The following is a 7,326-nucleotide window of genomic DNA, read 5'->3' as shown; positions in this document are numbered from 1 at the left end:
GTTTTCTACGCCGTCGGCGGCACCTGGCGAAACCTCGCCCGGCTGCATATGGAGATGAACAACTACCCGCTCGGCGTCATGCATCACTACGAGATATCGGCCGACAGCGCGCAGACTTTCCTCAAGCAGGTCGCCCGCAGCGAGGTCGAGAAGGTGAGGGGCATCGAGGGCGTTTCCAAGAACCGCCGCTCGCTCTTACCCTACGGCGCCGTCGTGCTGCAGGAGATCATGTCGGCCATGCAGCCCTCGAAGATCGTCGTCTCGGCGCAGGGCGTGCGCGAGGGTTTCCTTTATTCGCTGCTCGACGCCGCCGAGCAGAAGGCCGATCCGCTGATCTCCGCCGCCGAGGAACTGGCGCTATTGCGCTCGCGCTCGGTGCATCACGCGCATGACCTGGTCGAATGGACCGGCAAGGCCTTCAAGGCCTTCGGCATCGACGAGACGGAGGATGAGGCGCGCTACCGCCACGCCGCCTGCCTGCTTGCCGATATCGGCTGGCGCGCGCATCCGGAATATCGCGGCCGGCAGTCGCTCAACATCATCGCGCATGCCTCCTTCACCGGCGTCGACCATCCGGGCCGCGCCTATCTGGCTCTGGCCAACGCCTATCGCCATGACGGCGTCTTCAACGACGGCATCGCACCCGAGATCAAGGCGCTGGCGCCGCCGCGCCTTCTGGAACGCGCCCGCACGCTCGCGGCCATGATGCGCGTCGTCTATCTGCTGACGGCGGCAATGCCGGGCGTTATGCCGAGGCTGAAATGGGAAAGCCGCGGCAACGGAGCGCTCGCGCTGGTGCTGCCGGCCTCGCTTTCCGACCTCTATGGCGAGCGTCCGGCCGGCCGGCTGGCGCAACTGGCACGCATCACCAATCGCCGCCTGGTGCTCGCGGTCGAAGGCGGGCCGAGCGTCTCGGTGAAGTAACGGATCAGGTGACGTCGGCGCCGATTGCGAAGCCACGCCCGTCCGCCGACCATGCGCCGGCGCCGGCCATGGCCAGCGCCAGAAAGCCGCCGGCAATGGCGATGTCCTTCATCAGCATCTGCTGGTGCATGAAGGACAGCGTGGCGTCGTCCGCGCCCTGGCCGTAATGGCCGATGAAACCGGCGGCTACACTGAAGGCGGCAAGCAGCAGCGCCACGATCCGCGTCTGAAAACCGACGAGGACCAATAACCCGGCGATCAACTCGAACAGGCCTGTGCCCCATGCCGCCAAGGTCGGCAGCGGCAGGCCGAGGCCAGCGAAGTAACTGGTCGTGCCGGCGATATTGCTGAGCGCCTGGAAGCCCGACGGTACGAACAGCGCGGCAAGAAGTAGCCGCGAGACCAAAAGCAGTGCGTTGCGGGCCATGGGCCAACTCCTTGCCGTCTGCAGATGCAGTTTACGCCTGCAATTGGAAAAACGAAAAAGCGGCGCGGAAAATTCCGCGCCGCTTCCATTGGCAGTCTGGGAGGAAAAAGATCAGCCGCGCTTGGCGTCGATCGAATAGGCGCCGGCCCCGGAAGAGGCGAGCAGGATGAAGCCGCCGGTGATGGCGAGATTCTTGAGGAACTGGATCATTTGCATCTGGTCGGCCCAGCCGGTGTGCGCGACCAGCCCGGTGGCGATCGTGAAGATGGCAAGCACCCAGGCGGCGATCCGGGTCTGGAAGCCGACGAGAATGGCAAGGCCGCCGAGCAGCTCGATCAGGCCGACGACGACGGCAGTTACGGTTGGCATCGGCAGGCCGAGAGCGCCGAAATAGCCGGCAGTACCGGAAATCGCGGTGAGCTTGCCGAAGCCGGAAAGCAGGAAGATGACGGCGAGCAGAATGCGGCCCAGGAGGATCGTGGTGGAACTGTTGGACGCAGTGCCGGCGACGGAAGAGTTGATGGACATGGCGGTTCTCCGAACGGGTTGAATGGTCCGTCAGATAGACGACGAAGACTGTTCACCAAAGCCGCCTATGTGGCGACACATTGTTCACAGAATGTATGTTTTCGGGATTGACGGTTGTGTGCAAAAATCGTGTCGCGGGATTGGGCTAAATTCTGCTGCCGCAAAACGGACCGTCCGTCCGAAGTTTGCGAGCGCTGGCTTCGCAGATTTGCCGAGACGCTCATGACGTCGTCATCCACGGGCGGAGCAAGGAGCGAAGCGACGCGCGCAGACCCGAGGATCCATGCCGTGACTTCAAAGTAGCCGCAAGCGGTGGAGGATCTGCTCCGCTGCGTCCTTCGGTTCAGTTACGGCATGGATTCCAGGGTCTTCGCGACGCCGCTTCGCGGCTGCTTCGCCCTGGAATGACGACATCGCGAGGCTGCAGCAGCCTGTAACAGCCTCGCTCCGCGTCGCGAAACTACCCGGGATGCGTCATGTCCTCCGGCCGTACCAGCCGATCGTAATCGGCTTCGCTGACCAGCCCGGTGGCCAAGGCCTCCTCGCGCAAGGTCGTGCCGTTCTTGTGCGCGGTCTTGGCAATCTTGGCCGCGTTGTCGTAGCCGATGGTCGGCGCCAGCGCCGTCACCAGCATCAGCGAGCGCTCTAGCGCGGCCTTGATGTTGTCCTCGCGCGCCTCGATGCCGACCACGCAATTGTCGGTGAAGGAGACGGAAGCATCGGCCAGCAGCTGTACCGACTGCAGGAAGTTGTAAGCCATCAGCGGGTTGTAGACGTTGAGCTCGAAATGGCCCTGGCTGCCGGCGAAGGCAAGTGCTGCATTGTTGCCGAACACCTGCACGCAGACCTGCGTCAGCGCCTCGCACTGGGTCGGGTTGACCTTGCCCGGCATGATCGAGGAGCCCGGCTCGTTTTCCGGCAGCGAGAGCTCGCCGAGGCCCGAGCGCGGGCCGGAGCCGAGCAGGCGGATGTCGTTGGCGATCTTGAACAGCGCCGCGGCGGCCGCGTTGATCGCGCCATGCGAGAACACCATGGAATCATGCGCCGCCAGCGCTTCGAACTTGTTCGGCGCGGTGACGAAGGCGATGCCGGTGATAGCGGCGATGCGGTCCGCCACCTTTTCCGCGAAGCCGACCGGCGCGTTGAGCCCTGTGCCGACGGCGGTGCCGCCCTGCGCCAGCTCCTGCAGGCCGGGCAGCGTCAGCTCGATGCGCTTGATCGAGGAGGCGACCTGCGCGGCATAGCCGGAAAATTCCTGGCCGAGGGTCAGCGGCGTAGCGTCCTGCGTATGCGTGCGGCCGATCTTGATGATGTGATTGAAGGCACGGGCCTTGGCGCCGAGCGCCTTGTGCAAATGGTGCAGCGCCGGGATGAGGTGGTGCGCGACCCGCTCGGCGCAAGCGATGTGCATGGCCGTCGGATAGGTGTCGTTGGACGACTGGCTCATATTTACGTGGTCGTTCGGATGCACCGGCTTCTTCGAGCCCATGACGCCGCCGAGCATCTCGATCGCCCGGTTGGAGATCACCTCATTGGCGTTCATGTTCGACTGCGTGCCAGAGCCCGTCTGCCAGACGACCAGCGGAAAGTGCTCGTCGAGCTTGCCGTCGATCACCTCTTGCGCTGCTTCCACGATCACCTCGCCGATGGCCGGGTCGAGCCGCTTCATCTCCATGTTCACTTCGGCGGCGGCTCGCTTGACGATGCCGAGCGCACGCACGATCGAAGCCGGTTGCTTCTCCCAGCCGATTTTGAAATTGCCCAGGGAACGCTGCGCCTGCGCGCCCCAATAGCGGTCGGCCGCGACCTCGATGGGACCGAACGTATCGGTTTCGGTTCTGGTCTTTTCAGCGCTCACGGCAAGTCTCCGTCTGTCGATTGGGCAAGGGCGTATCGCGTTGCACAAACCGCATCAAGCGGAGATTGCGAGCGGGGAAGATGCAAATCGGTTGAAGGAACGGGTATGAACCTTATCCGGCCGAGGCTAACCCGACGGGCCTGGCTTGGCGCAGACCCAGCCGGCCCGCGACGAAATCCTTGACCTGGCGCACCGCCTGCTCGCGCGTGACGCTGCCCGGCTGCAGGCCAAGCCTGAGCCACAGTCCGTCGATCAAAGCGGTGACGCCGAGCACGGTCTCCTCGGCCAGTTCGGGCGAAGCGAGGCCGCGCAGGCCGGACAAGAGGTTCGAGCGCATGCGCGCGTGGATGACTTTCTGGATGCGCGCCAGCTTCTCGTCGCGCGGCACCTCCGCGCAGAGCGACAGCCATGCGTGGCAAAGCGGCGGCAGGAACAAATGCTCCTCGAAATTGCCCTCGATCACGGCGTCCACGCGCTCCATCGGTGTCCGCGCCCGCTGAAGCCGGGCGACGACGGCGTGACAGAGCACGGCGTTCGCCTCGCGCATGGCGTGCTCGAACAGCTCCTGCTTGTTGCGGAAATAATGCAGCACGATGCCCTTCGAGGCGCCGGCCTGGGCCGCGACCTTTTCCAGCGTCGCGCCGGCGATGCCTTCGCGCTCCAGCACCGCGAAGGCCGCCTGCCGCAGTTCCTTGCGGCGTATGTCGCTGAGGCGTGTGAGTTTCACCGTACCGATCCATGCATGGCGAATCCACGTTGACATTTTCGTCCGCTCAGATCAATGATTGACCAATGGGACAATAAAATGACCAACAGGTCAAAAGCGATCGAAAAGAGGAGAACCGGAATGTTGCGCATGCTTGCGAGAGGCGTCTGTGTCGCGGCGCTAATGCTGGCTTCCCATGCGGCCGGAGCCGCCGAGGCCGAAGGCTGCAAAGCGGTTCGCATGGCCGAACCCGGCTGGAACGATCTCGCCTTCACCACGGGTGTGGCCAAGGTGCTGCTCCAGGCGCTCGGCTACGAGCCGCAAAGCGAGGTGCTTGGCATCAACGTCATCTATGAAGGCATGAAGAACAAAGACCTCGACCTGTTCCTCGGCTACTGGGATCCGGCCATGGTCACCTACTATGAGCCCTACAAGAAAGACGGTTCGATCGAGAATGTGCGCGTCAACCTGGTCGGCGCCAAATACACCTTCGCCGTGCCGACTTATGTCTGGGACGCCGGCGTCAAGGACCTGTCGGACCTGCACAAATTCGCCGACAAGTTCGGCAAGAAGATGTACGGCATCGAGCCCGGATCCAATCAGCTCATGATGGATGCCATTGCCGATCCGCAATATGGTCTGGACGGCTGGCAGGTGGTCGAATCGAGCGAAGCCGGCATGCTTTCGGAGGTCGGCTACGAGATCAAGGAGAAGCAGTTCATCGTCTTCCAGGGTTGGGCGCCGCACCCGATGAACACGATGTACGACTTCAAGTACCTGACCGGCGGCGACAAGTTCTTCGGCCCGAATTTCGGCGCCGCTACCGTGACCACCCAGGTGCGCAAGGGTTTCCTGCAGGAATGTCCCAACGTCGCGCAGTTCCTGAAGAACCTTGCCTTCGACATCGACATGGAAAATGTCGGTATGGGCTATCTCATCAATGACGGCATGAAGCCGGAGGATGGGGCGCTGAAGTCGATCACCCTGCACAAGGATCGGCTCGATGCGTGGCTCGCCGGCGTCACCACCTTCGACGGCAAGCCCGGCCTTGCCGCGGTCAAGGAAAAGCTCGGACTGTGAGGCCGTCAGCCTTGGAACTGACGGATCAGGAGGCCGAGCAGGCGTCCTGGGCCGGGCGCAAGCAGACCGTCGACATCGGCGGTCTCGACCTTGCCTATGTCGAGATCCCGGGTTCGGAGCCGCCGCTTGTCCTGGTGCACGGCTTCACCGACACCAGCCGCAGCTTCTCGCTGCTGGCGCCGCATCTTCCCGGCCGCCGGCTTATCGTGCCGGACCTGCGCGGCCACGGCGGCTCGCAGGCGGGCGAGGGCTGCGGCATCGCCGATTTCGCCGACGACATCGCCGGGCTGATCCGGCGCCTGCGGCTCGACCGGCCGGTCGTCGTCGGCCATTCACTGGGTGGCATGGTGTCGATCGCGCTGGCCGCACGGCATCCGGAACTGGTTGGCGGGCTGGTGATCCTGGCAAGCGCGCTGATGGCCGGTTTCGAACAGGATCACCAACTGATCGATGAAGTCGCGGCGTTGCGCGATCCGATCTCGCCGGTCGATCCCTTCTATAATTGGTGGCATGCCTGCCGGCCGGGCGTGCCGCGGGCTTTTCTCGCCGGCCTGGCGAAAGACGCGTCCGCGATTCCCGCAGCGCGCTGGCGCGCCATCCTCGAAGAAGTCCGTCGCACCGATCTGACCACCGCAGCGCACGCCGTGCAGGCCACGACGCTGATCATCGCAGGCGGGCGCGATCCGCTTTTTGGCGAAGCGCATCAGCGGGCGATGGCAGAGGCGCTGACCGGATCGCGCCTGGTGTGGGCACAGGATTGCGGCCACAACCCGCATTGGGAAGATCCGGCCTTTGTCGCCGAGGCAATAGCCAGCATCTTGCTGTCAGCGTGACTATCGCAACAGCGACCGGGCCGTCGGCGTCAGGCGCAATGTCTCGGTCGGCTTCGTGGCAACGGTCGCCATGGTTTCGCGGGCCGCCCGCCATACCGACGAAGCGGCGAGAGCGGCCCGATGGCCGGCGTGGGCATCGCCATCAACAAACCCCGTGACGATGATGAAGATGTTTTCAGCAGCACGCACGGGCAAACGCGGAAATGTGTTTTCGGAATGCTCGCTGACGAAGGCGCCGAGAAGCCGGGCGCCGTTTGTCGCAAGTTGCGGAACGGCCTCAGCCTGGAAGCGCTCGGCAAAGCCGGCCTCAGTGCCTGGCCGCAAATGATGAATCGAAATCTCAACAAAGCCAGGCAACCGGCTCCCATTGCTCATAGTTTCAGCCTCGGTGACCGTCGGCCGCAGCAACCCGGACAGGTCGAAACCCGCGCCCCGCCAAGCCGGTTTGAGCAGCAACACGTCGTCGGAATCGATCATCGTCGCATTGGCTGCGTCGCGATGCGCTGCCCAGACCGGGCCGCCATAGAAGGCGCTCAGCGCGTCCTTTCTCGTTTCCATGTCCTCAAAACCGCGCAACCAGACGAACATGTCGGGGCGATCGAGATCGCGGAACTGTCCGATGACGGTCATGCCCGTCGCTTCCTGCGCTTCGACGAACTCCCGCTCGAACAGCGCGATCAGCGTTTCGCGCTGCCCGGGCTTCAGCGTGTATTGCCGAAGCTCGACGACGGGCGAGGCAAGGCGGGAAGGTCGGTTCATGGCCAGAATCTCAAAACAGGGTGATCGTCCTGTTTATAAACAGACCGGTTGTCCTGTTTTGTCAATCTGCTATCTTGCTTTCCCCTTCTCCCCTTGTGGGAGAAGGTGGATCGGCGCGCAGCGCCGAGACGGATGAGGGGTGTTCCAGCGGAGTGAGACGTTGGCTTTCCCGGAACACGCTTATCCGTCCTCACTTTGCTCAGGTACCCTC

The 7,326-nt window shown here is 63.6% G+C and carries 7 protein-coding genes and 1 pseudogene; 3 read left to right on the top strand and 5 right to left on the bottom strand.

Translation table 11 applies throughout. From position 1 onward, the window contains the following. Window positions 1–924, top strand: a pseudogene (locus FJ980_RS08865) (exopolyphosphatase); the annotation flags it as partial. Between the two features lie 4 nt (window positions 925–928). Here FJ980_RS08865 and FJ980_RS08860 read toward each other — a convergent pair. From FJ980_RS08860 to betI, 4 genes are all read right to left on the bottom strand, one after another. Beyond that, a complete protein-coding gene (locus tag FJ980_RS08860) occupies window positions 929–1,351 on the bottom strand; it encodes a DoxX family protein (RefSeq protein ID WP_140542532.1) in 423 nt (140 codons plus the stop codon). Between the two features lie 111 nt (window positions 1,352–1,462). Further along, complete coding sequence (locus FJ980_RS08855; protein ID WP_140542531.1) at window positions 1,463–1,879, bottom strand: DoxX family protein; 417 nt, start codon at window positions 1,877–1,879, stop codon at window positions 1,463–1,465. A 460-nt stretch (window positions 1,880–2,339) separates the two neighbouring features. Beyond that, complete coding sequence (gene fumC, locus FJ980_RS08850) at window positions 2,340–3,737, bottom strand: class II fumarate hydratase (RefSeq protein ID WP_140542530.1); 1,398 nt, start codon at window positions 3,735–3,737, stop codon at window positions 2,340–2,342. A 112-nt stretch (window positions 3,738–3,849) separates the two neighbouring features. Further along, on the bottom strand, window positions 3,850–4,500 hold the full coding sequence (gene betI, locus FJ980_RS08845) for a transcriptional regulator BetI (protein ID WP_140542529.1): 651 nt from the start codon (window positions 4,498–4,500) through the stop codon (window positions 3,850–3,852). An 84-nt stretch (window positions 4,501–4,584) separates the two neighbouring features. Here betI and choX point away from each other — a divergent pair, with 84 nt between their 5' ends. Further along, a complete protein-coding gene (choX, locus tag FJ980_RS08840) occupies window positions 4,585–5,523 on the top strand; it encodes a choline ABC transporter substrate-binding protein (RefSeq protein WP_140542528.1) in 939 nt (312 codons plus the stop codon). Window positions 5,524–5,534: 11 nt separating this feature from the next. Further along, window positions 5,535–6,356 carry an alpha/beta hydrolase gene (locus FJ980_RS08835; RefSeq protein WP_246676364.1) on the top strand — a complete coding sequence of 274 codons (822 nt, stop codon included), beginning with the start codon at window positions 5,535–5,537 and terminating at the stop codon, window positions 6,354–6,356. Here FJ980_RS08835 and FJ980_RS08830 read toward each other — a convergent pair whose 3' ends face one another. Continuing rightward, entirely contained in the window at window positions 6,357–7,115 is a 759-nt protein-coding gene (locus tag FJ980_RS08830) for an NIPSNAP family protein (protein WP_140542526.1), read from the bottom strand. Between the last annotated feature and the right edge of the window lie 211 nt (window positions 7,116–7,326).

The sequence above is a fragment of the Mesorhizobium sp. B1-1-5 genome (assembly GCF_006443065.1).
GTDB lineage: Bacteria > Pseudomonadota > Alphaproteobacteria > Rhizobiales > Rhizobiaceae > Mesorhizobium.
Note: the sequence above shows the minus strand (reverse complement) of the source record. Positions and strands in the feature narration are given on the sequence as shown.